Source organism: Burkholderia sp. Bp9142 (assembly GCF_003853415.1).
Lineage (GTDB): Bacteria > Pseudomonadota > Gammaproteobacteria > Burkholderiales > Burkholderiaceae > Burkholderia.
The window spans coordinates 12,225-37,414 of record NZ_QTPP01000061.1; the positions used below are offsets into that span (position 1 = coordinate 12,225).

The 25,190-nt window shown below is 69.3% G+C and carries 22 protein-coding genes, 1 tRNA gene and 1 pseudogene; 12 read left to right on the forward strand and 12 right to left on the reverse strand.

Translation table 11 applies throughout. The features are described 5' to 3' along the window. Positions 1–20 precede the first annotated feature (20 nt). Positions 21–773, reverse strand: coding sequence for a 4'-phosphopantetheinyl transferase family protein (locus tag DIE22_RS36340; RefSeq protein ID WP_124607396.1), 753 nt, complete (start codon positions 771–773; stop codon positions 21–23). A 148-nt stretch (positions 774–921) separates the two neighbouring features. Further along, on the reverse strand, positions 922–1,986 hold the full coding sequence (locus DIE22_RS36345; RefSeq protein ID WP_124607397.1) for an alpha/beta fold hydrolase: 1,065 nt from the start codon (positions 1,984–1,986) through the stop codon (positions 922–924). A gap of 119 nt (positions 1,987–2,105) precedes the next feature. On the opposite strand from DIE22_RS36345, the gene DIE22_RS36350 reads away from it, so the two are divergent. From DIE22_RS36350 to DIE22_RS39135, 3 genes are all read left to right on the forward strand, one after another. Beyond that, positions 2,106–3,047, forward strand: coding sequence for a LysR substrate-binding domain-containing protein (locus DIE22_RS36350; RefSeq protein ID WP_124501836.1), 942 nt, complete (start codon positions 2,106–2,108; stop codon positions 3,045–3,047). Between the two features lie 291 nt (positions 3,048–3,338). Next, positions 3,339–4,571: an MFS transporter gene (locus tag DIE22_RS36355; RefSeq protein WP_260426853.1), complete on the forward strand. Its 1,233-nt coding sequence runs from the start codon at positions 3,339–3,341 to the stop codon at positions 4,569–4,571. Then, positions 4,562–4,684, forward strand: coding sequence for a hypothetical protein (locus tag DIE22_RS39135; RefSeq protein WP_260426854.1), 123 nt, complete (start codon positions 4,562–4,564; stop codon positions 4,682–4,684). Before DIE22_RS36355 ends, DIE22_RS39135 begins: the two co-directional genes overlap by 10 nt. A 46-nt stretch (positions 4,685–4,730) precedes the next feature. On the opposite strand, the gene DIE22_RS36360 is transcribed toward DIE22_RS39135, so the two are convergent. Then, positions 4,731–6,209, reverse strand: coding sequence for a deoxyribodipyrimidine photo-lyase (locus DIE22_RS36360; RefSeq protein WP_124607398.1), 1,479 nt, complete (start codon positions 6,207–6,209; stop codon positions 4,731–4,733). A 371-nt stretch (positions 6,210–6,580) separates the two neighbouring features. On the opposite strand from DIE22_RS36360, the gene DIE22_RS36365 reads away from it, so the two are divergent. Together DIE22_RS36365 and DIE22_RS36370 are read left to right on the forward strand one after the other, a co-directional pair. Next, a complete protein-coding gene (locus tag DIE22_RS36365; protein ID WP_124607399.1) occupies positions 6,581–7,060 on the forward strand; it encodes an SRPBCC domain-containing protein in 480 nt (159 codons plus the stop codon). 13 nt (positions 7,061–7,073) lie between these two features. Further along, positions 7,074–7,526 carry a nuclear transport factor 2 family protein gene (locus DIE22_RS36370; protein WP_124607400.1) on the forward strand — a complete coding sequence of 151 codons (453 nt, stop codon included), beginning with the start codon at positions 7,074–7,076 and terminating at the stop codon, positions 7,524–7,526. A gap of 67 nt (positions 7,527–7,593) precedes the next feature. Here the strand turns inward: DIE22_RS36370 and DIE22_RS36375 are convergent, their stop codons facing one another. Genes DIE22_RS36375 through DIE22_RS36390 form a run of 4 tightly spaced genes read right to left on the reverse strand, consistent with a single transcriptional unit; the run spans position 7,594 to position 11,723 of the window. Continuing rightward, positions 7,594–8,574: an acetyltransferase gene (locus tag DIE22_RS36375; RefSeq protein ID WP_124501840.1), complete on the reverse strand. Its 981-nt coding sequence runs from the start codon at positions 8,572–8,574 to the stop codon at positions 7,594–7,596. Between the two features lie 17 nt (positions 8,575–8,591). After that, positions 8,592–9,383, reverse strand: coding sequence for an SDR family oxidoreductase (locus tag DIE22_RS36380; RefSeq protein WP_124501841.1), 792 nt, complete (start codon positions 9,381–9,383; stop codon positions 8,592–8,594). A 40-nt stretch (positions 9,384–9,423) separates the two neighbouring features. Then, on the reverse strand, positions 9,424–10,617 hold the full coding sequence (locus DIE22_RS36385) for a sulfotransferase (RefSeq protein ID WP_124607401.1): 1,194 nt from the start codon (positions 10,615–10,617) through the stop codon (positions 9,424–9,426). Continuing rightward, positions 10,614–11,723, reverse strand: coding sequence for a DUF1214 domain-containing protein (locus tag DIE22_RS36390; protein WP_124607402.1), 1,110 nt, complete (start codon positions 11,721–11,723; stop codon positions 10,614–10,616). The genes DIE22_RS36385 and DIE22_RS36390 overlap by 4 nt, the downstream gene beginning before the upstream one ends. A 190-nt stretch (positions 11,724–11,913) precedes the next feature. Here DIE22_RS36390 and cysD point away from each other — a divergent pair. The 5 genes and pseudogenes from cysD to DIE22_RS36420 form a co-directional block, all read left to right on the forward strand. Continuing rightward, positions 11,914–12,834 (forward strand): annotated as a pseudogene (gene cysD, locus DIE22_RS36395) (sulfate adenylyltransferase subunit CysD); the annotation flags it as partial. After that, positions 12,834–14,747: a sulfate adenylyltransferase subunit CysN gene (gene cysN / locus DIE22_RS36400; protein WP_124501845.1), complete on the forward strand. Its 1,914-nt coding sequence runs from the start codon at positions 12,834–12,836 to the stop codon at positions 14,745–14,747. The pseudogene cysD and the gene cysN, both read left to right, overlap by 1 nt. Before the next feature lie 123 nt (positions 14,748–14,870). Beyond that, positions 14,871–16,058 (forward strand): helix-turn-helix transcriptional regulator, encoded by a 1,188-nt coding sequence (locus tag DIE22_RS36405; protein ID WP_124501846.1) that lies wholly within the window; start codon positions 14,871–14,873, stop codon positions 16,056–16,058. 297 nt (positions 16,059–16,355) lie between these two features. Further along, positions 16,356–17,717 carry an MFS transporter gene (locus DIE22_RS36415; RefSeq protein WP_124501848.1) on the forward strand — a complete coding sequence of 454 codons (1,362 nt, stop codon included), beginning with the start codon at positions 16,356–16,358 and terminating at the stop codon, positions 17,715–17,717. Continuing rightward, on the forward strand, positions 17,704–18,753 hold the full coding sequence (locus DIE22_RS36420; RefSeq protein WP_124607403.1) for a beta-propeller fold lactonase family protein: 1,050 nt from the start codon (positions 17,704–17,706) through the stop codon (positions 18,751–18,753). The genes DIE22_RS36415 and DIE22_RS36420 overlap by 14 nt, the downstream gene beginning before the upstream one ends. 69 nt (positions 18,754–18,822) lie before the next feature. On the opposite strand, the gene DIE22_RS36425 is transcribed toward DIE22_RS36420, so the two are convergent. Further along, on the reverse strand, positions 18,823–19,860 hold the full coding sequence (locus DIE22_RS36425; RefSeq protein ID WP_124607404.1) for an AraC family transcriptional regulator: 1,038 nt from the start codon (positions 19,858–19,860) through the stop codon (positions 18,823–18,825). Positions 19,861–20,086: 226 nt separating this feature from the next. Here DIE22_RS36425 and DIE22_RS36430 point away from each other — a divergent pair, with 226 nt between their 5' ends. Then, a complete protein-coding gene (locus tag DIE22_RS36430) occupies positions 20,087–21,199 on the forward strand; it encodes a fatty acid desaturase (protein WP_124607405.1) in 1,113 nt (370 codons plus the stop codon). 45 nt (positions 21,200–21,244) lie between these two features. Here DIE22_RS36430 and DIE22_RS36435 read toward each other — a convergent pair whose 3' ends face one another. Next, positions 21,245–21,865, reverse strand: a complete 621-nt coding sequence (locus DIE22_RS36435) for an HAD family hydrolase (protein ID WP_124501852.1) — start codon at positions 21,863–21,865, stop codon at positions 21,245–21,247. Positions 21,866–21,972: 107 nt separating this feature from the next. Further along, positions 21,973–22,239 (reverse strand): LysE family translocator, encoded by a 267-nt coding sequence (locus DIE22_RS36440; protein WP_260426855.1) that lies wholly within the window; start codon positions 22,237–22,239, stop codon positions 21,973–21,975. Between the two features lie 230 nt (positions 22,240–22,469). Between DIE22_RS36440 and DIE22_RS36445 the strand changes: the two genes are divergently transcribed. Continuing rightward, positions 22,470–22,560, forward strand: a tRNA-Ser gene (locus DIE22_RS36445). 88 nt (positions 22,561–22,648) lie between these two features. Here DIE22_RS36445 and DIE22_RS36450 read toward each other — a convergent pair. Beyond that, positions 22,649–24,664, reverse strand: coding sequence for a sodium:solute symporter family protein (locus DIE22_RS36450; protein ID WP_124501853.1), 2,016 nt, complete (start codon positions 24,662–24,664; stop codon positions 22,649–22,651). Positions 24,665–24,667: 3 nt separating this feature from the next. Continuing rightward, complete coding sequence (locus DIE22_RS36455; RefSeq protein WP_124501854.1) at positions 24,668–25,012, reverse strand: DUF4212 domain-containing protein; 345 nt, start codon at positions 25,010–25,012, stop codon at positions 24,668–24,670. Between the last annotated feature and the right edge of the window lie 178 nt (positions 25,013–25,190).

Genomic DNA, 25,190 nt, shown 5'->3' on the forward strand with positions numbered 1-25,190 from the left:
CGGCGCGTGCTGACACAGGCTCAGCGCCTCCACGCGACGCACGCCGCGTAGCCGGGCGCCGCGTCGAACCAGCCCGCGTCGAACGCGGCCACGCCGGCGGCCGGCGCGGCCGGCTCGACGATCGTCGTCGCGGGCGTCGCCGCATCGCGCGGCGGCACGACCGCGAATGCGCGCAGCCCGCCGACGATGCCGGTACCGAGCGCCTTCAGCAGCGCCTCCTTCGCGGACCACACGCGCATGAACGCGTCGGCACGCGCGGCGAGCGGCAGGCCGTCGAGATACGCGGCCTCGGCGGCCGCGCACACTTCGCGCGTCAGCGCGCGCCAGTCGGTCAACCGGTTGCAGCATTCGATATCGACGCCGACGCGCCCCGTACCTGTCCATGCGACGAGCGCATGATCGCCCGCGTGCGACACGTTGAAATCGAGCGTCGCGCGGTGCGCGGGATCCAGCGACGGCCGTCCCGATTCGTCGACGACGATCGCGATGTCCCGCGGCGCGACACCGAGCGCCGCACCGAGCACGTCGCGCAGCGCGGCGCGCGTCGCGGCACCGCGCACCGCATCCTCGTGCCGCAGGTAGCGCCCGGCACGCGCGCGCTCGGCGTCGCTCAGTGCCGCGTAAGCGGGCGACGCGAGCGGCACGCGCCAGTCGAAATCGATGCGCGCGACCTGCACGCCGGCACGCGACGCGGCCGGCGGCACCTCGAGCCGGTGCACGCGCCACGCGCGGGACAGGTCGGCGGGAATCTCGGAATCGGACGGAATGGGCATCGGCACGCAGCAGCCAGTCGAATCAAACGTCCGATGTTAATCGATCGCGCGGAACGAAGACCGACACGTCGCGGCCGCGATTGTCGGCAGCGGCAGCCGGCGCGGCCGCTTCGGCGATACAACGGCCTGGCCGCGCATGCGGGCGAGGTCACCCGTGCGCGACCGCACCTGGCATGCCGCTACCCGCCAGTCTCGCCCGCTGCGCCGGATGGCGCGCGTGGACGCTGCCGGGCGGATCGGCCTGCAGCGCGCCGTGCTGCAGCCAGTACAGCGCGACGGGCCACAGCGTGTCGGTGAAGCGGCTGTGGAAGAACGCGAAATGGCCGATCTCGTCAGCGCCGATGTCGCGCGGCGCGATCCGCAGGTGCGTGACGTCGCTGCCCGTGTAGTAGCCGACCAGCCGTTCGATCGCGTCGACCGTGCCGAACCCGTCGTCGTCGAGGCCGATCGCGAGCATCGGCGCCGACAGCCGCGCGAAGCGGGCCGGCAACGCGGCGCGGCTCGCCGCGGTTTCGGCGAGCGGGCCGTGTGTGTAGGCGTCCTCGAAGCGCGGTTGCGAGCGCACCCACGACAGCGCGACGCCGCGCGGCGTGTCTTCCATCCAGCCGAGCCGCTTCGCGGGCACGTAGCCGAACACGGCCGCGAGCGCCGGCATCGCGACGTGCCACTTCCACCACATGCGCCGCCGCTCTTCCGGCCGATAGTCGCGCCAGTACGCATACTGCGCGCCGACGGTCACCACGTGACGCACGCAAGCGTTCGACGCCGCAAGACCGAGCACGCAGCCGCCGATGCTGTGCGCGACGACGTCGAGCGGCTGGCCCGGAAACGCGTCACGCGCGTAGTGCAGCGCGGCCTCGCAATCGAGCCGCCCCCAGTCGAGCCAGTTCGCGCGCAGCGTCGCGAGCCGCGCGGGGCGCGAGCCGCCGATCCCGCGATAGTCGTAGACGAGCACGTCGCGCCCCTGCGCGAACAGCCAGGCCGCGAAGCGGAAGTAATAGTCGCAGCGCACCGACGTCGCACAATTGACGATCGTCACGGGCCGCACGGCGCCGCCGCCGCGATGCTGCCACACGTAGCCGCGCAGCACGTAACCGTCGGCCGCGCTCAGCGTCACGGGCTCCGGCGGCAACGCGCCCGCCGGGCGCTCGGCCGCCTGCTGCGTCGCGCGCGTGCCGCGCACGGCCCCGCCTGCTTCGTTCGAAATCGTCATCCTGTCTCCTGTACGGCACTGCATGCCCCGGCGCCTACCCGATCGGCCAGCCTCCATTGAACTTGACGCGCCCGGCGTTCTCAACCAATCTTGCTACTCCGTTCGCATGAGCCCTACGCATGTCAACGCCGCTCGTCCGTCTCCCTTCGCTGGACCTCGTGCGCGGCTTCGTCGCCGTCGGCCGCCGCATGAGCATCACGCTCGCCGCGCAGGACCTGTGCGTCACGCAATCGGCGGTCAGCCGCCAGGTGCATGCGCTCGAAGCGCATCTCGGCGTCGCACTGCTGCAGCGCGGCTATCGCAAGATCGCGTTCACGCCGGAAGGCGAGCGGCTGTTTCGCGCCGCGGATGCGGCGCTGCTCAGCCTGCAGGACACGGTCGCGTCGCTCGCCGCCGCGCGCGAGCGCCAGCCCGTCACGATCACCGCGAGCATCGGCGTCACCGCGCTGTGGCTGCTGCCGCGACTCGGGCGCCTGCAGGCGCGCCTGCCCGACATCGACTTGCGCGTCGCCGCGAACGACAAGGTACTCGATTTGCGCGCGGAAGGCATCGACCTCGGGATCCGCTACTGCCCGCGCGAGCGCGCGCCGGCCGGCGCCGTGCGCCTGTTCGACGAGATCGTCGTGCCGGTCGCGCACCCCGCGCTGGCCACCCGGCCCGTCACCGACGCGGCCGTGATCGCGGATCACGTGCTGCTCGAATTCGACGGCCCGCCGCAAGCGCAACTGCAGTGGCGTGCGCACCTGCAGGCAGCCGGGCTCGGCGACGCGCGCCCGAAGGGCGTGCTGCGCTTCAACCAGTACGACCAGGTGATTCACGCCGCGATCGCCGGCCAGGGCGTCGCGCTCGGAAGGCTCGCGCTCGTCGCGCCGATGCTCGCGGACGGCCGGCTCGCGGTGCTCGGCCCGCACTCGCAGGCGTTGTCGGATGCCTATGGCTACTGGCTGTTCCGGCACGATCCGGCACCGCGCCGTGAAGTCGCCGACGTGCGCGACTGGATTCTCGCGGAAGCGGCCGAGTGCGATGCGGCGATGCGCGCGTACGACGTGGCGCAGCGGTAGGCCGGGCGCGATGTTCCGCGTCGGGCCGGTGCCTGCGCGGTAATGCGCGCCGGATCGCGCCTCCGGCACGCGATGCTAAGGTGTGCCGGTTCCGCCGCAACCTCGCTGCCGATACGCCCCTGCCTGCGTCGCGGCGGCGCTCAGGCTCCGCCGGCCTCGCAGCCATTCCGCATCGCATTCCCGACACGCATGCGAACCCGACCGAATGATCGCTTGAGCGCCCCCGGCACCGGATCGTCTAATCGGATCGAACGCGGCCGTCGCGCCGCACGCATTCATCCGGAGACACGCATGACCCCGATCGAACGGGATGCCCGGCGCCGCTGGCTGCCGGTGCTCGCAGGCGGCCTGATCATGGGCGCCGCGCTCGGCATCCGCCACGTGCAGGGATTGTTCCTCGCCCCCGTCACGCTCGACCACGGCTGGTCGCGCGAAGCGTTCGGCCTCGCGCTCGCGCTGCAGAACCTGATCTGGGGCATCGCCCAGCCGTTCACCGGGATGATCGCCGATCGCTTCGGGTCGGTGCGCGTGATCGTCGCCGGCATGCTGCTGTACGCGGCCGGGCTCGTCACGATGGCGCTGGCGGCATCGGCCGGCGTGTTCACGGTCGGCGCGGGGCTCGTGATCGGCATCGCGCTGTCGGGATCGGCCTTCGCGTCGATCTACGGCGCGCTGAGCCGGCTGTTTGCACCCGACCGGCGCAGCTGGGCGCTCGGCGTCGCCGGCGCGATCGGCGGGCTCGGCCAGTTCTGCATGGTGCCGGTCGCGCAAGTCCTGATCGGCGGCATCGGCTGGCAGCATGCATTCGTCGCGCTCGCCCTCGTCGCCGCGCTGCTCGCGCCGCTCGCCATGCTGGTGCGCGACCGGCCCGCGCAGGCGGCGAGCCGCGCGGACGGCCCCGACCAGTCGATCCGCGCGGCGGTGCGCGAAGCGTTCGCGCACCGCGGCTTCTGGCTGCTGAACGCAGGGTTCTTCGCATGCGGGTTCCAGCTCGCGTTCATCGCGACCCACCTGCCGGCCTACCTGCTCGATCACGGCCTGCCGGCGCGCCACGCCAGCGTCGCGCTCGCGCTGATCGCGCTGACCAACGTGGCCGGCACCTACGCGTGCGGCCATCTCGGCGGCCTGCTGCGGCGCAAGTACGTGCTGTCCGTGCTGTACCTCGTGCGCGCGCTGGCGATGGCTGCGTTCGTCGCGGCACCGTTGTCGCCCGCAAGCGTCTACGTGTTCGCGGCCGTGATGGGCTTCACGTGGCTCGGCACGGTGCCGCTGACCAACGGCGTGGTCTCGCAGGTATTCGGCGTGCGCTACATCGCGACGCTGTTCGGCTTCGTATTCTTCGGGCACCAGCTCGGCAGCTTCTTCGGCGTGTGGCTCGGCGCGCTCGTGTACGACGCGACGCATTCGTACCTGCCGCTGTGGATCGGCTCGATCGCGCTCGGCGTGCTGGCGGCGCTCCTGCACCTGCCGATCGACGACGCGCGCATCGTGCGTCCGGCGTCGAATAAGGCGGCATGGGCATGATCCGTGCGGCATTGGCCGCCGGCGTGCTCGCGCTCGTCGCGTGGTGCGGCGCGGCCTACTTCGATTCGGGCATCGCGCTCGCGCTGCTCGAGCATGCGGCATTCTGCGACTGACGCGGCAAGCCGCACCGCGCGGCTGGCCGGCGCCGCTCAGCGACGCCTAGTGACGCTTCGGCAACGTGGCCAGCGCATCGAGCGCACGACGGCGCGCGCCGTCGTGATCGACGATCGGCGCCGGATAGTCGACGCCGAGCCGCACGCCGGCCGCCGCACGCTCCACCGGCGACGCGTCCCATGGCGCATGGATGGTCGCCGCGTCGAGGCCCGCGAGTTCCGGCACCCAGCGGCGCACGTACGCGCCCTGCGGGTCGAACTTGCGGCCCTGCGTCACCGGATTGAAGATGCGGAAATACGGCGCGGCGTCGGCGCCGCAGCCGGCCACCCATTGCCAGTTCGCCGGGTTGTTCGCGGCGTCCGCATCGACGAGCGTGTCGTGGAACCAGCGCTCGCCCGCCCGCCAGTCAATCAGCAGATGCTTGACGAGAAACGACGCGACGACCATCCGCACGCGATTGTGCATCCAGCCGGTCGCCCACAGCTCGCGCATTCCCGCATCGACGAGCGGATAGCCCGTCAGCCCGCGCTGCCACGCGCGCAGCGCGGCGGGATCGTCGCGCCACGGCATCGCGTCGAACTGCGCGCGGAAATTATCGGTCGCGAGGGCCGGGAAGTGATACAGCAGCACGTGGCTGAATTCGCGCCAGCCGAGTTCGCTCAGGAATTTCTCGGCGCCGGCCCCACACGCCGCGCCGCCCGCCTGTGCGGCGCCCTGCACCGCATGCCACACCTGTCGCGGCGACACGTTGCCGAAGCGCAGGAATGGCGACAGCCGGCTCGTCGCCAACGAGTCGGGCCGGTCGCGCGTATCGGCGTAGCCGGCCAGCGATTCGACTGAAAACGCGTCGAGCCGCGCCTGCGCGCCGGCTTCGTCGGGTGCCGGCCACGCGTCGCGCAGGCCGCCCGCCCAGTCCGGCGCATGCGGGCGCAACGCGAGCGCGTCGAGCGCCAGCGCGTGTTCGCGCACGCCGGCCGGCCAGGGATGAAACACGATCCGCGCCGGTTCCGGCAGCGGCGCCGCCACCGTGCGATCGCGCCGCACCGCGCGCCAGTATGCGGTGAACACCTGGAACGGCGTGCCGGCGCCCGTCAGCACTTCCCACGGTTCGTTCAGCAGGCTGCCGTTGCTGCTCTCGACCTCGAGGCCGCGCGCCTTCAGCGATGCCTTCAACGCCGCATCGGCATCGCGCTGCGGCTGCGCATAGCGGCGGTTCCAGTACACGGCCGCCGCGCCCGTGTCGTGCACGACACGTTCGATCTCGCGCGGTGCATCGCCGCGCAACAGCAACAGGCGTCCGCCATGACGCGCAAGCGCCGCGTCGAGTGCGGCGAGCGAGCCGTGCAGCCACCAGCGCGCGGCGCCGCCGGGCGCGCGCCCCGCGCCCTCGCCCGTGTCGTCGACATACACGCACACGAGCGGCCGGCCCGACGCGACCGCGCGCGTCAGCGCGGGCTGGTCGGTCACGCGCAGATCGTCGCGGAACCACACGACGACAGGAGCGACGGACGACTTGGCTGGCACGGGCACCTCGGGGCAGGAAACGGAAAAGTGACCCGTATTGTCGCGGCAGGGTCGCGCGATGTCGATGCTCGAAACGCATGCGGTCCCCGTGCGCGCATCGCGCATCGCATACAGCCGGCGGATCGACGGCCCGGTGAAACACCTAGTCCATTCCGACGATTCTTCGCCGCATGCGCCGGCCTACGCTCGATGTCGGGGTCGCCGCGGTGCGCGGCATGCGCCGGCCGCCAACCGGCCACGTGCGTCGTGCGGCGCATCCGCCATGCCCGCCGGCACCCGCGCGGACCGTTTCGGCCGTCGCGGCGCGCGTCCTTCCGGGCGGGCGCACCCGCGATCCCGTCCTCCCCCTCACGCTCACCCGAAAACCCGCCATGACCAAACCAGCCAATCTCGTCACCTCGATCACCGTCGCGATCGACGCCCCCGCTTCCGTCGTCTGGGAAGTGCTGACCGACTTCCCGCGCTACGGCGAATGGAACACGTTCTGCGTCGGCCTCGAAACGACCGGCCGGATCGGCGACTTCGTGCACATGCAGGTGCGCATTCCGGGCACGGAGACGGTGATTCCCGTCAACGAAATCCTCGTCGCGTGCGAGCCCGAGCGCCTGCTGTCGTGGGAGCAGCGCCCGACCGCCGACAACCAGGACGCCGCGCGCCGCGACCAGTACGTCGAAGCCGACGGCGCCGAACGCTGCCAGTACTTCACGACCGACCAGTTTCTCGGCATCAACGCGGAAACGATCATGCGCGAGCACGGCGGCTGGGTGAAACAGGGGTTCGACCAGTGCGCGCGCGACGTGAAGCAGCGCGCGGAAGCGCTGCATGCGGCACGCCGGCGCAAGAGCGCGTGATGGAACACCGCCGATGCCTGATCTGCGGACCCTCTCCGACCACCACGACATCCGCGAACTGATCGTCGCGTACTCGAACGCGATCGATGCGCGCGACTTCGACGCGCTCGATGCGGTGTTCACGCGCGACGCGAAGATCGACTATCGCGCGATGGGCGGCATCGCCGGCACCTATCCGGCCGTGAAAGCATGGCTGCGCACCGTGCTGCCGCAGTTCCCTCAGTACCAGCACATGGTCGGCAACCTGTCGATCACGCTCGACGGCGACACCGCGCGCGGCCGCACGATCTGCTTCAATCCGATGGAAGTCGCGCTGACGGACGGCGGCACGCAGGTGATGTTTCTCGGGCTGTGGTACGTCGACCGGTTCGTGCGCACCGCGCAGGGCTGGCGCATCGCCGAGCGTGTCGAGGAGCGCTGCTACGGCCACAACGTGCCGGCCGTGCTCGCCGGCGCGACCGGCTGAACCGGCATGTCGCACGACGCGCGCGCCGTGGCATCGCTGCACGGCGCGCGTGTCGCCGGCCCTCGGCTCAGTCGAGACGAAACGCCGCTTCGAAGCGCTCGGCGAACGCGTCGAACTCCGCTTCCGGCAAATGATTGATGCCGCCCGCGCGCTTGCGCCCGCCGCCGGTCGGGAAGCCTCGGCAGAACTCGTCGGCGCCGAGCGGCCGGCCGTCGGGCACGCGCACGCTGACCACGAGCCCGCCCTGCGCGCGCGGCGACAGCACCGCGAGCGCCGCCTGCGGCGCATTGCGCATCCGTTCGTTCGCGAGCATCCCCGTCGCGCGCCGCGCCCACGGATGATCCGGCATCCTGATCAACATCGCACCCGGCACGTCGCGCAGCGGTGCGAGCGCGCAGGCCCGCGCCATGTCGTCGCGATAGCCGTCGCGCAGCGCGGCGAACACCGGCGTGTCGCGCACGAAGTCGAGCGGATCGACGCACGGCAGCATCGCGTCGGCCAGCACCGCCGGATCGAAATGCAGGTCGCCGACGCAGTCGCCGTACGCGTTGTAGTTCAGGTAGAGCCCGAGTTCGGCCAGCGTGCTGCGTTCGGCTTCGTCGAGCCCGTATTCGCGCGCGAGCGCGTCGCCGAGCGCCGGCAGTTCGTCGCCGAACGCCGCGACGATCGCCCAGCGCACGTGGCGGCCGCCGAGATAGCGGTTCACGAGCGCGCTCGTGCAGACGTCGGCGGCCGTGTCGATATAGGCATCGAAACGCGCATCGCCGGGCAGCTCGCCGGCGAAGTGGTGATCGAAGTAGCGGACCGCCGCGCCGTCGCGCAACAGCCGCGTGCATGCGTCGCGGTTCTGGTCGTGCGACACGTCGAGCACGGTCACGCGGTCGCCGGCACGCGCGTCGATTCGCTCGAGCAGCTTGATGTCGCGCTTCACGCCGGTCACGAGCGTGCCGCGCTCGCCCTCCGCGAGCCGCAACTGCTGCAGCGCGCACAGGCCGTCCGCGTCGCCATTGAACGCGAAGAAATGCCGTCCCTGTTGTGTTTCCTGCATGATTCGTTGCTCCATCCTCAGGGCATGAAATCGCCGCCGTTCGCATCCAGCGTCGCGCCGGTCACCGCGTTCGCATAATCCGACGCGAGGAACAGCGCCGCGCGCGCGCAGTCGTCGTCGGTCGGCAGCTTCGCGAGCGCGATGTTCGACGCGATCGGCGCGATGATCTCCTCTTCCGTCATCCCGTACTCGGCGGCCGCCTGCCGGAAATACGCCTGCGTCGGCACGCCCCACATCCACCCCATGTGGATGCTGTTCGCGCGGATCCCGTGCACGCCGAGCTCGCGCGCCAGGTATTTTGCCGCAACCGCGAGCGCCCCCTTCGATACAGCGTAGCCCGATTCCCCTGCAAACGGCTTGCGGGTCGCCTGCGTGTTGATCATCACGATCGCGCCGCGCTTGTGCCGCTTCATGTGCGGCACGATTTCCTGCGTCAGCGCCATCGTGCCGAACACGTTGGTGTCGAACACCGTGCGCCAGCCGTCGAGATCGGCTGCCTCGACCGCCTCCGGAAACGTGCCGTGCACGAACGCGCTGTTCACGAGCGCGTCGATCCGGCCGAAGCGCTCGACCGCCTGCGTCGCGAGCTGGCGGCACTGCGCACGCTCGGCGATGTCGGTTCGCACCTTCAGCACGTCGCACGCCACACCGAGTTCGCGGATCCGTGCTTCCGCGTCGTCGAGCTTCTCACTCGTGCGTGCCGCGACGACCACGCCGCGCGCGCCCTCGCGTGCCGCCTCGACGGCGAGCTTCACGCCGAGCCCCGGCCCGATCCCTGAAATCACGACGATCTTGTCCTTCAGCAACATGGCTTGTCTCCTGGTTGTCGTTGGTCCCGCGCGTGCACCGTCAGCCGGCCGCCTGCAGGTGCCGCGCGCGATACGCGGCGAAGTCGCACGCCAGTTGCGCATCGGTGAAGCCGAAGCGCGCGATCGAATAGTCGTGCGCGGCGCGCGTGTCGCGGCCGTTGCGCGCCAGCCAGTCCGTCATCGCCGCGCGCTGCCGCGCATCGAGCGGCATGCCGGCAAAGCGGTACACGGCTTGCGCGACGCCAAGCGGATTCGACACGGTGTCCTCGAAACGCACGTCGAGAAACCGCTCGGCCGGCAGCGCATCGCGCGCCGCCATCGCCGCGCCGATCGCGCGTGCCATCCCCGCGTTCCATTGCGCGCCGACCGTGCGTGGATCCGGGTCGTCCGCATACATCTGCCACAGCGTGTGCGCCATGCTCGCCATCGACGGAATCGTCTGCGCGGGGTCGCGGTGCGTGAGCACCACCTGCGCACGTGGAAACACGCGGCACAGCACGTCGAGCGCATGCAGGTGCTGCGGCGTCTTCAGCAGCCAGCGCTCGGCCGGCGCGACGCGGCGTTGCGCCTTCTGCCACTGCAGGAACTGCAGCATCCGCTTCAGGTGCGCATAGACCGGCGTCAGATCCTGCTTCGCGAGCCACGCCGTATAAGTCGGCACGTTCGCATATGAATCCATCGCGCACACGAACGAGTGCTCCATCAGCATGAACTCCTCGTCGGCGAGCATCGCGTCGAGCGGATGGATCGTCAGGATCTGCGGAATGCAGTCGATCATCGTCGCGACCTCGGCCTGCGCGCGCGCGATGCGCACGGTTGGCGCGTCGAGCGTCTCGCCGGCGAGCGGCGCCGGATAACGCGTTTCCCACCATGCGGCCGAATGAAAGCGCGGATCGACCGCGAGCAGCCGCTGCAGCAGCGTCGTGCCGGTGCGCGGCAGCCCGACGATCACGAGCGGATCGTCGATCCCGATGTCGGCGATCTCCGGATGACGGCGGCAGTAATACTCGACGACGAGCCGGTTCACGAGCTGGCCGACAAGCTTCTCGCGCATCATCTCCGCGCCGCGCGCGGACAGCGTCGCTTCATTGATCAGCGATGCGCACATCACGTCGAGCGCCTCGCGATACGGTCCGTCGCCGAACGCGGTGAGCCCGCCCGTGCGCGACACGGCCTCGGCGATCAGCCCGCCGGCATCGAGCTGCGTGCGGATCCGGTCGAGCGGCGCGTTCATGCGGCCTCCGTCAGCGTCGCGAGCTTCACGACGCGCGTGCGCGGATGCACCGGCTGCGCGGCGCCGACCCAGCGCCAGCAGATCGTGCCGGTCCGATGCCCGGCCGTATCGAGCCAGTTCGCGCCGCCCGGCCGCGACGCGGCGACCACCACCGTCACGCCGCCGTCGGCATTCAGCCGCGCGCCATGCTTGTTCACGCAGATGTCGAAGTGCCGGTAGTCCAGCGACTCCATCCAGTAGTTGTTGAGCTGCACGTTCCAGAAATCGCAGTCGGGCACCGTGTCGACGTCGATCACGAGCGCCTCGTCATCGGCCAGCGCCCAGCACGAGTGGTAGTAGTAGATGTTCGGATCGCCGCCGACCGACTGGCACAGCGCCTGGTCCGCGGGCGGCAGCGCGTTCACGTGCGACCCGTAGCTCGCGGCCCAGTCGGCGAACAGCTTCGACGTCTGCTCGACGAACTGCGCGGCGCGCATGAGGCCGCCCTGCAGCACGAGCGGGTCGAGCGGCGCCGGGCGATCGTGCGTGCCGATGCGCTCGATCTTCAGTTGCGCCGGTGTCTCCGCGCGCCGGTCGAGGAAGGTCTGGCGCACCAGCAGCGCGTTCGTGCCGGGCTCCATGCGCACCCAGTTGCCCGCGCGCGGCGTTTCGCTCAGCACGATCTCGAAGCTGCCGTCCGGTGCGATCTCGAGCTGCTTCGCATCGAGAAAGCCTGTCTGCAGCATCTTGCCGTCCGTCTCGTAGCCGCCCTTCTGGGTGCCGAAGCTCAGGTACGCGACCGTGCCGCGCCGCCCCGTCACGCGATAGTCGCAGCGGCCGTCGAGGCGCGCGTACTGGTACAGGTTGTCGGGATTGTCCGCGCCGATCTTCGCGGTCTCGTGCGATGGCGAGAAGAAACCGGGCCACGCGCCGTCCGCGAACTCGACGTGCATGTCGAGCGCGATGCGCATCAGCCGGCTCAGGTAACGGAAACCTTCCGCGCGCGTGAGCGGATCGTCCGGCGCCTCGGCGCGCAGGATCTGCTGTCCGCTGCGTTTCAGCGTGTCGCAGAAATCGGCCCAGGTCTGGCCCGAAAGCAGTTGCGTGGCACGTGTGTCGTCCGTCATGTGTCGTCTCCGCCGATGATCGAGCGCTCACCTTAAGCGAGCGCTCCACGCGCCACTTCGTCCGGGTGGACTAAGGAAAGATCCGCTGCGCCGCCGAGCCGCGGTTTAGTCCACCCGGACGAAGAACCGGACCGCCCTCGCTCGATACCGTTGGCGTCATGCACGAAACGCCGCACATGTCGCGCGGCACCGGCATGAAACAAGGAGACGAACGATGTTGACCCACTTGGAGCGACTGGAGGCCGAGAGCATCCACATCATGCGCGAGGTAGTCGCGGAAAGCGAAAACCCGGTGATGCTCTATTCGATCGGCAAGGACAGCTCGGTCATGCTGCATCTCGCGATGAAGGCGTTCTACCCGGCGAAGCCGCCCTTTCCGCTGCTGCACGTCGATACGACGTGGAAGTTCCGCGAGATGATCGCGTTTCGCGACGCGACGGCCGCGCGCCTCGGCCTCGACTTGCGCGTGCACGTGAACCCGGATGGCGTGTCGAACGACGTCAATCCGTTCACGCACGGCTCGGCCGTGCACACCGACGTGTGGAAGACCCAAGGGCTCAAGCAGGCGCTCGACCACTACGGCTTCGACGCCGCGTTCGGCGGCGCGCGCCGCGACGAGGAGAAATCGCGCGCGAAGGAGCGCATCGTGTCGCTGCGCTCCGAGCAGCACCGCTGGGACCCGAAGCGCCAGCGGCCCGAGCTCTGGTCGCTGTACAACGCGCGCAAGCGCAAGGGCGAAAGCCTGCGCGTGTTCCCGATTTCCAACTGGACCGAGCTCGACATCTGGCAGTACATCCGGCTGCACGACATTCCGATCGTGCCGCTCTACTACGCGAAGGAGCGGCCCGTGGTCGAGCGCGACGGCGCGCTGATCATGGTCGACGACGACCGCTTGCCGCTGCGCGCAGGCGAAGTGCCGCGGATGCGCAAGGTGCGCTTTCGCACGCTCGGCTGCTATCCGCTGACGGGCGCGATCGACAGCGATGCGAGCTCGCTCGACGACATCCTGCAGGAGATGCGCGACACGCGCACGTCCGAGCGCCAGGGACGGCTGATCGACAGCGATTCGGCCGGTTCGATGGAAAAGAAGAAACAGGACGGATATTTCTGATGACACACGTTCTCACCGCGCCCGAGGCGCTCGCGCACCCGACTCCCGCCACGCCCGCCGACGATGCGCAGGCGAAGGACCTGCTGCGCTTCATCACCTGCGGCAGCGTCGACGACGGCAAGAGCACGCTGATCGGCCGCCTGCTCTACGAATCGAACCTGCTGTTCGACGACCAGCTGACCCAGCTCGAGGCCGATTCGAAGCAGGTCGGCACGCAAGGCGGCGAACTCGATTTCGCGCTGCTCGTCGACGGCCTGGCGGCCGAGCGCGAACAGGGGATCACGATCGACGTCGCGTACCGCTTCTTCGCAACCACTCGACGCAAGTTCATCGTCGCCGATACGCCCGGCCACGAACAGTACACGCGCAACATGATCACCGGCGCGTCGACCGCCGATCTCGCGGTGATCCTGGTCGACGCGCGCAAGGGCGTGCTCACGCAGACGCGCCGCCACAGCCATCTCGTCGCGCTGATCGGCATCAAGCGCGTCGTGCTCGCGATCAACAAGATGGACCTGGTCGACTACGACCGCGCCGTGTTCGAACGCATCGACGCTGACTATCGCGCGTTCGCGGCCGAGCTCGGTCTCGAGGAGATCGTCAGCATTCCGATGTCCGCGCTGCGCGGCGACAACGTGATCGCGTCGAGCACGCGGATGCCGTGGTACGCGGGCCCGCCGCTGATGCAGCATCTCGACACGCTGCGGTTCGTCGAGCGCGTGACGCGCGACGAACCGTTCCGGCTGCCCGTGCAATGGGTCAACCGTTCGCACCTGAACTTCCGCGGCTACGCCGGCAGCATCGCATCGGGCGAAGTCCGCGTCGGCGAACGCGTGCGCGTGCTGCCGTCCGGCAAGGAGAGCCGCGTCGCGTCGGTGATCACGCCGGCCGGTGAAGCCGGCGTCGCGCGCGCCGGCGAAGCGGTGACGCTCACGCTCGCCGACGAGATCGACATCAGCCGCGGCGACATGATCGCGCGTGCCGACGCACCGCCCGAGGTGGCCGACCAGTTCGAGGCGACGCTCGTGTGGATGCACGACGAACCGCTGCTGCCGGGCCGGCCGTATCTCGTGAAGCTCGGCACGCAGACGGTCGGCGCGACCTGCGCGACGCCGAAGTACAAGATCGACGTGAACACGCGCGAGCATCTCGCCGCACGCACGCTCGCACTGAACGAGATCGGCGTGTGCAACCTGAGCTTCGACCGGCCGGCCGCGTTCGATCCGTACGACCGCAACCGCCACACCGGCGGCTTCATCGTGATCGACCGCTTCACCAACGACACGGTCGGCGCCGGGATGCTGCACTTCGCGCTGCGCCGTGCGCACAACGTGCACTGGCAGGCCGTCGACGTCGACCGCGACGCGCGCGCGGTGCAGAAGGCGCAGACGCCGCGCATCGTGTGGCTGACCGGGCTGTCGGGTGCGGGCAAGTCGACGATCGCGAACCTCGTCGAGCAGCGGCTGCATGCGCTCGGCAGGCACACGTACCTGCTCGACGGTGACAACGTGCGGCACGGGCTCAACCGCGACCTCGGCTTCACCGAGGCCGATCGCGTGGAGAACATCCGGCGCGTGGCCGAGGTCGCGCGGCTGATGCTCGATGCCGGGCTCATCACGCTCGTGTCGTTCATCTCGCCGTTCCGCGCGGAACGCGACATGGCCCGCGCGCGGGTCGGTCCCGACGAGTTCGTCGAGGTGTTCGTCGACACGCCGCTCGCGGTCGCCGAGGAACGCGATCCGAAGGGCCTGTACAAGAAGGCGCGCAAGGGCGAGCTGAAGCACTTCACGGGCATCGACTCGCCGTACGAGCCGCCCGCGCAGCCGGAACTGCGCATCGATACGGTGACGGAGTCGCCGGAAACCGCGGCGGACCGGATCGTCGCGTACCTGCTGCGCGAACGCGCGGCATAAGCGGTACAAACGCAGCCGCACGGGCACGGCCCGCGTCGTCTACTCCGTTCGGATGACGCGGGCCGCCGGCCGGTCGGTATGCTGGGCCGGGAGCATTCACCCCCGCCCCAGGAGAACACGAGCATGCAGATCGCGCCGGCGCCCGACGACACGGCCGCGCACGACGGTTTCGACGACGCGGCATGGACGGCCCGCGAACTCAGCGCGTGGCTCGGGCTCGTCTATCAGGGCCCGTCCGAAACGACGCCGTGGGCAGCCTTTCTCGAAGCGATGCGCGTGCGGCTCGACGCGAGCTTCACGACGCTCGTGCTGCGCAGCCCCGGCGGCTCGCGGCGCGGGCTCATCATCAACGCATCGGCCCACGGTCCGCTGCTGCCCGGCGAGCCGTCGTACAGCGAGCAGTTCTACGCGCTGTGCCCGTTTCTCGACCAGCCGCCCGGCCAGGTGTTCACGGCCGACGGGCTGTTCGGCGCCGCCCGGTGGTGCGCGCACGATTTCTACCGGCAGTACCTGCAACCGCTCGACCTGCGCTTCATCCTCGGCGCGAACCTGCGCGGCGAGCGCGGCGTCGAGTGCGCGTTCTTCGTGAGCCGCGCGCATCACGGCCGCGAATTCGCCGCGGCCGAACGCGCGCAGGTCGCGACGCTGCTGCCGCACCTGCAGCGCGCGGTCGAGCTGCACGCGGCGCTCGACGTGCTCGACGCCGAACGCGCGCTGTACGCGGGCACCGTCGACAGGCTCGACGTCGGCACCGCGATCCTCGACGAGGACGGCCGCGTGATCAAGCACAACCGCATCGCCGAGCGGCTGATCGAGCGGCAGGACGGCCTGTGCCTGCGCCAGGAGCGGCTCCATGCGTCGTGCCCGCTCGACGAGCGCCGGCTGCAGAAGGCGCTGCAGGCCGCGCTCGAGCATTTCCGCGCGGGCGCGCTCGGGCGCATCGAGGCCACCACGCTGTCGCGCCCCGGCGGCGCGATGCCGTTGAACGTGCTGCTGCGCCCGCTCGCGCCCTATCGCGGCGCGGAGGATCGCCAGCACCGGCCGGCCGTCGCGGTGTTCGTCCGCGATCCTGCATCGTCGCCGCAGACCTCGCGCGACATGCTGCACCGGCTGTTTCGCCTCACGCCGATGGAAACCGAGATCGCGCTGCTGCTCGTCGACGGCCTGACGCTCGACGAAGCGGCCGCCGCGACCGGCATCACGAAGAACACCGCCCGCGCGCACCTGCGCGGGATCTTCGCGAAGACGGGCGCGACACGGCAGGCCGTGCTCGTGAAGACGCTGCTGAACAGCGTCGTGTCGATGGCGTAGCGGGCCGCGCGGGAAGCCGGCCGGTTGCCCGGACGCGAATTTCGCCAAAACGCGGAGCAGCGCAGCAAGCCGGGCGCCGGTTGCCGGCCGGCGGGCAGCCCACCCATGTCATACGTCATCTGATGTGTAGAAGCCGATGACATTCTCCTGATATTCCCCAATATTTGGGCATATCTCGGGTAAACCCGCGACGCCACGCCGGGATCTTGAGCGTACCATGTCATACGACGACATACTACTTAGATCACCATGCCGACGCGGGCCGCCGCCCCGTTCGCTGTCCGACCGGAGACTCCCTTGACCCCGCCCGCCCTGCCCGGCCGCGATCCGCTCGCGTCCGCCATCTCGAAAGTGAAATGGCACGTGCTGCCGCTCGTGCTGATCATGTTCATCGCGAACTACATCGACCGCGTGAACGTCGGCTTCGTCGACCGTCACCTGGAAGCGTCGATCGGTATCGGCGCGGCCGCGTACGGGCTCGGCGCCGGCCTGTTCTTCGTCGGCTACGCGCTGTTCGAAGTGCCGTCGAACCTGCTGATGCAGCGCTACGGCGCACGCATCTGGCTCGCTCGGATCATGGCGACGTGGGGTATCGTCGCGGCCGCGATGGCGTTCGTGTGGAACGACACGTCGTTCTATATGCTGCGCTTTCTGCTCGGCGCGGCCGAGGCCGGCTTCTTCCCCGGCGTCGTGCTGTACCTGTCGCAATGGCTGCCGCCGCAGGAACGCGGCAAGGCGATGGCGATCTTCCTCGGCGGTTCCGCGTTCGCGTCGGTGCTGTCCGGGCCCGTCACGGGCGCGCTGCTGTCGATCCATGGCTTCGGCCTGCAGGGCTGGCAGTGGATGTTCCTGATCGAAGGAATGTTCTCGGTCGCGCTGTGCGGCGCGAGCTGGCTGCTGCTGAAATCGCACATCCGCGACGCGACCTGGCTCACCGCCGACGAACGCGCGGCGCTCCAGACCGCACTCGATGAAGAACGCGCGACACGCGACGTAGGCTCGAAGGTGCACGTGTCGGCCGCCACGCTGCTGCGCGACCCGCAGATCATGCTGTTCTGCTTCCTGTATTTCGCGATCCAGCTGACGATCTACGCGGCCACCTTCTGGCTGCCGACGATCATCCGCAAGATGGGCGGCCTCACGGACTTCCAGGTCGGCCTCTACAACACGATTCCGTGGATGATCGCGATCGGCGCGATGTACGGTTTCGCGGTGCTGTCCGCGAAATGGAAGCATCCGCAGCGCTGGCTGTCGTTCGCGCTCGTGCTCGCCGCGTGCGGACTGTTCGCGTCGACGTCGCACGATCCCGTCTGGTCGTTCGCGTCGATCTGCTTCGCCGCGCTCGGCTTCAAGGCCGCGTCGTCGCTGTTCTGGCCGATCCCGCAGGGCTACCTCGACACACGCGTGGCCGCGGCCGTGATCGCGCTGATCAATTCGGTCGGCAACCTTGGCGGCTTCGTCGCCCCGACGGCATTCGGCTATCTGAAGCAACATACGGGTTCGATCACGGGCGGCCTGTATGCGCTCGCGATCGCATCCCTCGTCGCCGCGGTCGCCGCGCTGTTCGCACGCACGCACCGGCGCAGCGATCCGCCGCGCGGCCTGCCGGCCGACGAGCCTTTCACGCACACCGCCATGCTCCGCCATGCCGAACACTGATCGCCTGACCGTCGTCGTCTCGAATGCCGCCGACGGCGACCTCGCCACGTTCTCGCTCGCGTCCGACGGCGCGCTCGCGCCGCTCGCCCGCTACCCGGCCGGCGACGTCGCGATGCCCATCGCCGTGCAGCCCGATCGTGCGCGGCTGTATGTCGCGACGCGCGGCGAGCAGCCGACGATCGTCGCGTTCCGCGTCGCCACCGGCACCGGCGCGCTCGCGCGCATCGGCGCGACCGCGATCGATGCGAGCCACGCGTACCTGTCGCTCGACCGCGGTGGCCGCTGGCTGCTCGGCGCGTCGTACGGCGGCAATTCGCTGAGCCTCTACGACGCCGCACGTGTGCGCGACGGCGACGGTGCGCCGCTGCAGGTCGCGGACGGCATCGCGAACGCGCATGCGGTCGTCGTGTCGCCGGACAATCGTTTCGCGTATGTGAGCTCGCTCGGCTCGGACCGGATCTTCACGTTCGCGCTGATCGAGGATGCCGGCGGCCTGCGTGCGCGCGAACATGGCGAAACGCGCGTGCCGGGCGGCTTCGGGCCGCGTCACCTGCGCTTCGCGCGCGACGGGCAGGCGCTCGTGGTGGTCAGCGAATTCCAGGCGACGCTCGTGACCTTCGCGCGCGACACCGGCAGCGGGCGCCTGGGCGACGCGCAGGTCAGCGCACGCCACCCGGCCGTCGCCGGGCTCGCGCAAGGCCATGCGCGCCCGCCTGCGCCGACCGAGCCCGCCGTATGGGCCGCCGATCTCCACCTGACACCCGACGAGCGCTTCGCGTATGTCAGCGAACGCACGTCGAGCCAGTTGCTCTGCTATCGGCGCGATGCGGACGGCGGCTTCGAACCCGCGCACGCGACGGCCACCGAAACGCAGCCGCGCGGCTTCGCGATCGATCCGTCGGGACGGTGGCTCGTCGCGTGCGGCGAGCAGTCGGAATACGTGTCGGTCTACGCGATCGCGCCCGACGACGGCACGCTGGCGTTGCACGCGCGCGTGCCGGGCGGCCGCGGTGCGAACTGGGTTTCGATCGTCTGACGGGTCGCATGACCGATGGATCGACGCCTGGGGCACGGCCGGCACCGGCCCGCGCCGCCCGGCGCGCCGTCAGCGCCGCTCGCTCGGCGCGACGCCGGTCCAGCGCTTGAACGCTCGCGTGAAGTTCGCGCGGTCGGTGTAGCCGACCCGCGCCGCGATCTCGTCCACCGGCAGGCGCGTGCCCTCGAGCAACCGGAGCGCATCGCGCAGCCGGATCTCGTCGAGCAGTGCCGAATAAGTCGCGCCGAATTCCGCGAGCTTGCGTTTCAACGTACGCGCCGATACGTGCAGTTCGCGCGCGACGTCGTCCACCGGCGGATAGCCGGCTTCACCGCAGATCAGCAGGTTGCGCACGCGCTCGACGATGCTTTCCGCATAGCCGAGCCGCGCGAGTTCGGCCTCGCATTGCTGGACGATCAGCTGCGCGGTCTGCGCATTCGCGGTGCCGATCGGCTCGTCGAGCAGCGCGGCATCGCAGCGGATGCGGTTCGCGCTCGCATCGAAATGACAGCGCGGCAGCCGCGCGCGATAGCGCTCGAACCACGGCGGCTCCGGCCATTCGAAATGCAGCTCCGCACGCGACTGCAGCGTGCGCCCCGGCGCGGGATCGAGCAGCGAGTTGAACAGGATCGCCGTCTCGACCAGGAAGTTTTCCACCGCGAACTGGCGCAGCCGGCCGAGCGGAAACGCCTCGAGCACGTCGATGTCGACGGTCCGGTCGAGCTGTGCGAGCCGCACCGAAAAGAACGGCACGCGCGTCGGCAGGTAGCGGATGCCGAGCGCGATCGCCTCGCCGAGCGTCGCGCAACTCATCAGCCCGAAACCGATCAGCCCGGATTTCGTCAGACTGCTGCGCAGGCCGATCTCGATCGCGATCGACGGATCGTTCGTCGCGTCGAGCAGGTTGAACACGATCGCGGCCTGCTGCAGCGGCGTGATGCGCGCATCGGGCTGTGCGAGCCGGTCGCGCTCGACGCCCGAGCCGGCGAGAATGCGGCCGCCATCGATGCCGCGCTCCTCGGCGAGCATCAGCATGAACAGCGCATACGCGGACGATACCGTCGCCTTGTTCAACTGACGCGCGGCATCCGGGACGGACAGGGCCATGCGGCGGACTCCGGAGCGGTTTCGGCGGATTGTAGCGTCGCTGGCCCGCAATGACACCACGGCGGCACTCTAGCCGCGCGCAGCCACATCGGGCGCCGACGCACCGGCCACGGTGGCCTGAAATGACACCATCATTGGCACCGACGGCCCTCGCGTGCGCAACGGGGCACGCCTATGCTTGTCACATCGGCATTGCGCCCCACTCTTCCCGCACGGATCCCGGTCGATGAGCCAACCCGCACGAACCGTCTTTCGCCACGACGCAGACAAGGTCGCGTATGTCCGCCGCGAGGTCAACGCCGCGAGCGACGCGATCCGCGCGCGCTTTCCGCTGCTCGACAACCAGAGCCTCGTCGGCGCGACCGTGATGGCCGTGTCGGTGAGCGCGATGCTCGCGATCGCTTGGCTGTATGCGCGCGGCGCGATCGCGTGGTACATCGCGCTGCCGCTCGCCGCGTTCGTCACGTCGCTGATCCACGAACTCGAGCACGACCTGATCCACCTGATGTACTTCAAGAAGACGCCGTGGGCCTATCACCTGATGATGGCGCTGTGCTGGCTCACGCGGCCGGGCACGATCAACCCGTGGACGCGCCGGCGCATGCACCTGCATCACCACAAGGTGTCGGGCGGCGAATCGGATCTCGAGGAATTCGGCATCACCAATGGCGAGCGCTGGGGCGTGAAGCGGCTGCTGATGATCGCGGACGGGATGCTCGCCGTCGTGCTGCGGCCGGATGCGATGCGCCGCAAGGTCAAGCAGTATGTCGCCGCGCAGCCGGTGCAGGATGCGGCCGAACGCGCGCAATTGCGTGTCGAGCAGGTGTCGTCCTACATGCCGGTCGGTCATGCGTACTACGCGCTGTGGCACGCGTTCATCGTCTATCACGCCGGCCTGTTCGCACTACACGCGTTCGGCCATGCGGTGACCGTGCCGGCCGTCGTCGAGCGGGCGATGCACGTCGTCGATTTCCTTGCGGTCGTGTGGCTCGGGCCGAACTTCGTGCGCAGCTTCTGCATCAACTTCGTCAGCTCGAACATGCATTACTTCGGCGACATCGATTCGCGCAACGTGATCCAGCAGACCCAGGTGCTCAACCCGTGGTGGATGCTGCCGTTCCAGCTGTTCTGCTTCAACTTCGGCAGCACCCACGCGATCCATCACTTCGTCGTACGCGATCCGTTCTACATCCGGCAGCTGACCGCGCGCACCGCGCATGCGGCGCTGCGTGAGGTCGGCGTGCGGTTCAACGATGTCGGCACGTTCAAGCGGGCGAATCGCTGGGGCGCGTATCGTCCGACTCGCGGTGCGCACGGCGTGCAGCGGGCCGACGCGTAACGGCAGCGCGTCGCACGGCTCGCCGCGCCGGTCCACGGCAGTCCGTCAATCGCCGATCGACGGCATCGGTCCGTGCCCGCGGATCCACGCCCAGTTCGCGAGTTCGGCCATTTCCTTGTCGCCGCGGCTGTCGCCGTAGGCGAACAGTTTCCCGGGCGCCTGAGTTCCCCACCAGCCGCGCAACCGCACGACCTTCTGCGGGCCCCAGCAGTTCTCGCCGTTCAGCCGCCCGGTGAACGTGCCGCGCTCGAATGCGAGGCGCGTCGCGAGCACCGTGTCGATGCCAGCCGTCTTCGCCCACTTCTCCAGATACAGCGACGGCGACGCGCTGACCAGCACGACTTCGTGTCCGCGCGCGCGATGCTCGCGCACCCGTTCCAGCATGTCCGGACGCACGAGGTTCGGCAGATAGCTGTCGACGAACCGGCGCGCCAATACGTCGAGCGCGTCCTCGCGGATCGGCCCGAACGCAAACCACGCGAACTTCGCCTTCGCGTCGCCGCGCGACAGCAGTCCGGCTTTCATCGCGGCGATCCACGGCAGCGCGCGCAGCCCGGCCCACGCGAAGCGCGGCGTGCCGACAGCGTAGCGGACGAAATGGCGGAAGCTGTCGGTGGTCGTGATGGTGCCGTCGAAATCGAATGCGGCGACGATGCGGTCGGTCATGGAGAATCGGCGGGAAAGCGATGAGATGCCCGGGAAGATAGCAGACTCGGGCCGGCGTGCGTCCGGGCACCGGCGCTACCGGCGGTACGGCTCGATACGCGACCGCGTCAGTTCGCGCTCTTCCGATACAACGCGACATACCCCGCGAGCATCAGCAGCAGCGAACCACTGATCCGGTTCAGCCACTTCTCCCCGGCCGCTTTCCACACCCGCACCGAATGCACGCCGAGCAGCGCGTAGCCGGTCATCCCGATCACGTCGACCGCGACGATCGTCGCCGCGAGGATCGCGTACTGCAGCGCGACCGCGTGCGACCGGTCGACGAACTGCGGCAGCAGCGCGGACATGAACAGGTCGTACTTCGGGTTGCTCATTGCGACGAATGCGAACGTCCCATGATCGCACGTTCGTCCCGATGCGCGCTCGCCGATTCGGCGACGCCATCGGACAGCACCTGCGACGCTGGATCGTTCACGCGAAGGACTTCTGACATGGGCGAAAGCGCGCCGTATCGGCCTCGGCGGCCGGAATTCCGGCCGCCTCCGACGGATCGTCGAAGGGAGTGGCGGGCAGCCGCGAGAGTTTGCTATACTCTCGGTCTTCCGGAGAGATGGATGAGTGGTTTAAGTCGCACGCCTGGAAAGCGTGTATAGGTTAATCGCCTATCGGGGGTTCGAATCCCCCTCTCTCCGCCAGAATTCGAATGCCCGCGCCAGCGGGCATTTCCTTTTGCGGCCCGGCCGCTCCGGCCCTGAACCGCAGGCCCTCCCGAGCCTTCCCGGCTCACGGGTGCCGGATGTAATCCACCAACGCCCGCGTATATTCATCCGGCTGCCGATCGAGCAGACTGACCACGATCGCCACCGCAAACCCCGCCGGCACCCCGAACACGCCCGAACTGATCGGCTCGATCCCGAACCAGGTACGTCCGGCGAAGCCCGTCAGCTGGGTGAAATATGGATAAGTCGACACGATGTAGTACACGCATACCGCGAGCCCCGTCACCATCCCGGCGATCGCACCGCGCGTCGTCGTGCGTTTCCAGAACACCCCAAGCACGAGCACCGGAAAGAAACTGGACGCCGCCAGCGAAAACGCGGCACCGACCAGAAACAGAATCTTCCCCGTATTGAGCGACGCGACATACGACGCGAACAGCGCGACGCCGAGCAGCAGCACCTTCGAGATGGTCACGCGCCGCTGGCTCGATGCGTCGGGCGCGACCATGCAGTAGTAAACGTCGTGCGACAACGCATTCGCGATCGTCAGCAGCAACCCGTCCGCGGTCGACAGCGCGGCAGCCAGCGCACCCGCCGCGATCAGCCCCGACACGACATACGGCAGCCCCGCGATCTCCGGCGCGGCCAGCACGACCATGTCCGGCTGCATCTGGATTTCCGACCAGTGGACGATGCCGTCGCGAATCACCTCGACGACGCTGATCAGGTCCGGCTCGGAGTGATGCCACTGCGTGACCCACGCGGGCAGCTCGGCGATCGGCCGCCCGACGAGGTTGGTGAGAATCTCGTACTTGATCATCACCGCGAGCACCGGCACGCTCAGGTAGAACAGCGCGATGAAGAACAGCGTCCAGCCGACCGAGCGCCGCGCGGATGCAACCGACGTCGTCGTGTTGTAGCGCGTGAGGATGTGCGGCAGGCTCGCGGTGCCGAGTGACAGGCACAGCAGCAGCGCGAGGAAATTCCGCTCGCGCGGCTTGCGCTCGTCGTCGCTCGCGGCGGGGAACGGCTCGTGCATCGGCACGGGCGGCTCGGCGCGTGCCAGCAGGTCGTCGCGCGCCTGGGTCCAGGTCACGCGCGCCGCCGTCGGGTCGCGCGGGAAGTCGGCCAGCTCGCGCTCGCGCTGGTTGATCTCGCGCAGCGGCCCGTTGTGGCGCCGCAGGTCCGCCAGCTGGTCGACGAGTTGCCGGCGTGCGTCCGCATACGAGCCGGGCAAGCGATCGAGCTGCGCCTGGACGGCCGCGGCCTGCCGGCGATACGCGTCACGCACCCGTTGCTCCCCGGCTGCATCGCGCACCTGCGCCTCGCGCGCCGCCACGCGCTCCATCAGCTTGCCGTAATTGAACTGCGGCACCGGCCCGAGCCCGTTCTTCATCGCGATCAGCGACACCGGTATCAGGATCGCGCTGATCAGGATGATGTACTGCGCGACCTGCGTCCACGTGACCGCGCGCATCCCGCCGAGAAACGAGCACACGAGAATGCCCGCGAGCCCGCAGAAGATCCCGATCGCGAAGTCGACGCCGATGAAGCGCGTCGCGATCAGCCCGATCCCCTGGATCTGCGCGACCAGATACACGAACGAGCACAGGATCGCCGCACCGGCCGCAAGTGCGCGCACGGCGGTGCTCGAGAAGCGCGTGCCGAGAAAATCGGGAATCGTGTAGCGCGCGAGCTTGCGCACATACGGCGCGAGCAGGAACGCCACGAGGCAGAACCCGCCCGTCCATCCCATCACGTAAGCGAGCGCGTCGTAGCCGGTTGCGTAAAGCGAACCGGCGAGGCCGATGAACGATGCCGCCGACAGCCAGTCGGCCGCCGTCGCCATCCCGTTGAACGCGGACGGCACGCGCCGCCCGGCCACGTAGTACTCGACGAGATCGGACGTGCGCGACAGCAGCCCGATCACCGCGTACACGGCAATCGGCACGAACAGGAACACGTAGCCGATCCAGACGCCGGAGCCGGTCGCGCGCTCGATCCGCCACAGCAGCAGCACGAACCCGAGAAAGCCGAGCGTGTAGAGCGCGTACGCGCGAATCAGTCGATGCGTCAGCATGGATCAGCGGGCATTGTGGACATTGCCCGCGTGCGCGGCGTGGTCGTCGTATGCACGCCGCAGCGTGCGGTCCGCGCGCTGCATCAGGCCGATGTAGACGACAATCAGCACGAGATACACGAGAATCGCGCCCTGCGCGCCGACATAGAACGGCAGGCTGAAACCGGCGAAGCGGATGCCGGCCAGCGCGGGCGCGAAGAACGGCACGACGAATGACACCGAGAAGCCGATCGCCATCAACACCACGATCAGCGCGACGTTGAAGCGCCAATAACGCGCATGGGCACGCGCAAGCGGCTCGGGAACGGGCGGCGGCGCAGCAGGCGCCGGACGGGACGGAACGGTCATGCCGTTATTTAGCAAAAAGCCCCTGCACGGGCAATCGGGATCGCCGCGCAGGGGCTCGTGCGCGCAACGCGCGCGACAGGCGCGATCAGCGCACTTCGGCGAGCTGGTCGAGGATCGCCGGGTTCTCGAGCGTGGACGTGTCCTGCGTGATCGCCTCGCCCTTGGCGAGCGAGCGCAG

Excerpts from the sequence above, each read along its gene's own strand:
- DIE22_RS36440 (WP_260426855.1), bottom strand. The coding sequence starts at position 22,239 with ATGAGCAACCCGAAGTACGACCTGTTCATGTCCGCGCTGCTGCCGCAG.
- DIE22_RS36370 (WP_124607400.1), top strand. The coding sequence starts at position 7,074 with ATGCCTGATCTGCGGACCCTCTCCGACCACCACGACATCCGCGAACTG.
- cysN (WP_124501845.1), top strand. The coding sequence starts at position 12,834 with ATGACACACGTTCTCACCGCGCCCGAGGCGCTCGCGCACCCGACTCCC.
- DIE22_RS36450 (WP_124501853.1), bottom strand. The coding sequence starts at position 24,664 with ATGCTGACGCATCGACTGATTCGCGCGTACGCGCTCTACACGCTCGGC.
- DIE22_RS36390 (WP_124607402.1), bottom strand. The coding sequence starts at position 11,723 with ATGACGGACGACACACGTGCCACGCAACTGCTTTCGGGCCAGACCTGG.
- DIE22_RS39135 (WP_260426854.1), top strand. The coding sequence starts at position 4,562 with ATGGGCATGATCCGTGCGGCATTGGCCGCCGGCGTGCTCGCGCTCGTC.
- DIE22_RS36350 (WP_124501836.1), top strand. The coding sequence starts at position 2,106 with ATGTCAACGCCGCTCGTCCGTCTCCCTTCGCTGGACCTCGTGCGCGGC.
- DIE22_RS36355 (WP_260426853.1), top strand. The coding sequence starts at position 3,339 with ATGACCCCGATCGAACGGGATGCCCGGCGCCGCTGGCTGCCGGTGCTC.
- DIE22_RS36380 (WP_124501841.1), bottom strand. The coding sequence starts at position 9,383 with ATGTTGCTGAAGGACAAGATCGTCGTGATTTCAGGGATCGGGCCGGGG.
- DIE22_RS36455 (WP_124501854.1), bottom strand. The coding sequence starts at position 25,012 with ATGACCGTTCCGTCCCGTCCGGCGCCTGCTGCGCCGCCGCCCGTTCCC.
- DIE22_RS36385 (WP_124607401.1), bottom strand. The coding sequence starts at position 10,617 with ATGAACGCGCCGCTCGACCGGATCCGCACGCAGCTCGATGCCGGCGGG.
- DIE22_RS36345 (WP_124607397.1), bottom strand. The coding sequence starts at position 1,986 with ATGACGATTTCGAACGAAGCAGGCGGGGCCGTGCGCGGCACGCGCGCG.
- DIE22_RS36420 (WP_124607403.1), top strand. The coding sequence starts at position 17,704 with ATGCCGAACACTGATCGCCTGACCGTCGTCGTCTCGAATGCCGCCGAC.
- DIE22_RS36405 (WP_124501846.1), top strand. The coding sequence starts at position 14,871 with ATGCAGATCGCGCCGGCGCCCGACGACACGGCCGCGCACGACGGTTTC.
- DIE22_RS36340 (WP_124607396.1), bottom strand. The coding sequence starts at position 773 with ATGCCCATTCCGTCCGATTCCGAGATTCCCGCCGACCTGTCCCGCGCG.
- DIE22_RS36375 (WP_124501840.1), bottom strand. The coding sequence starts at position 8,574 with ATGCAGGAAACACAACAGGGACGGCATTTCTTCGCGTTCAATGGCGAC.
- DIE22_RS36430 (WP_124607405.1), top strand. The coding sequence starts at position 20,087 with ATGAGCCAACCCGCACGAACCGTCTTTCGCCACGACGCAGACAAGGTC.
- DIE22_RS36435 (WP_124501852.1), bottom strand. The coding sequence starts at position 21,865 with ATGACCGACCGCATCGTCGCCGCATTCGATTTCGACGGCACCATCACG.
- DIE22_RS36365 (WP_124607399.1), top strand. The coding sequence starts at position 6,581 with ATGACCAAACCAGCCAATCTCGTCACCTCGATCACCGTCGCGATCGAC.
- DIE22_RS36425 (WP_124607404.1), bottom strand. The coding sequence starts at position 19,860 with ATGGCCCTGTCCGTCCCGGATGCCGCGCGTCAGTTGAACAAGGCGACG.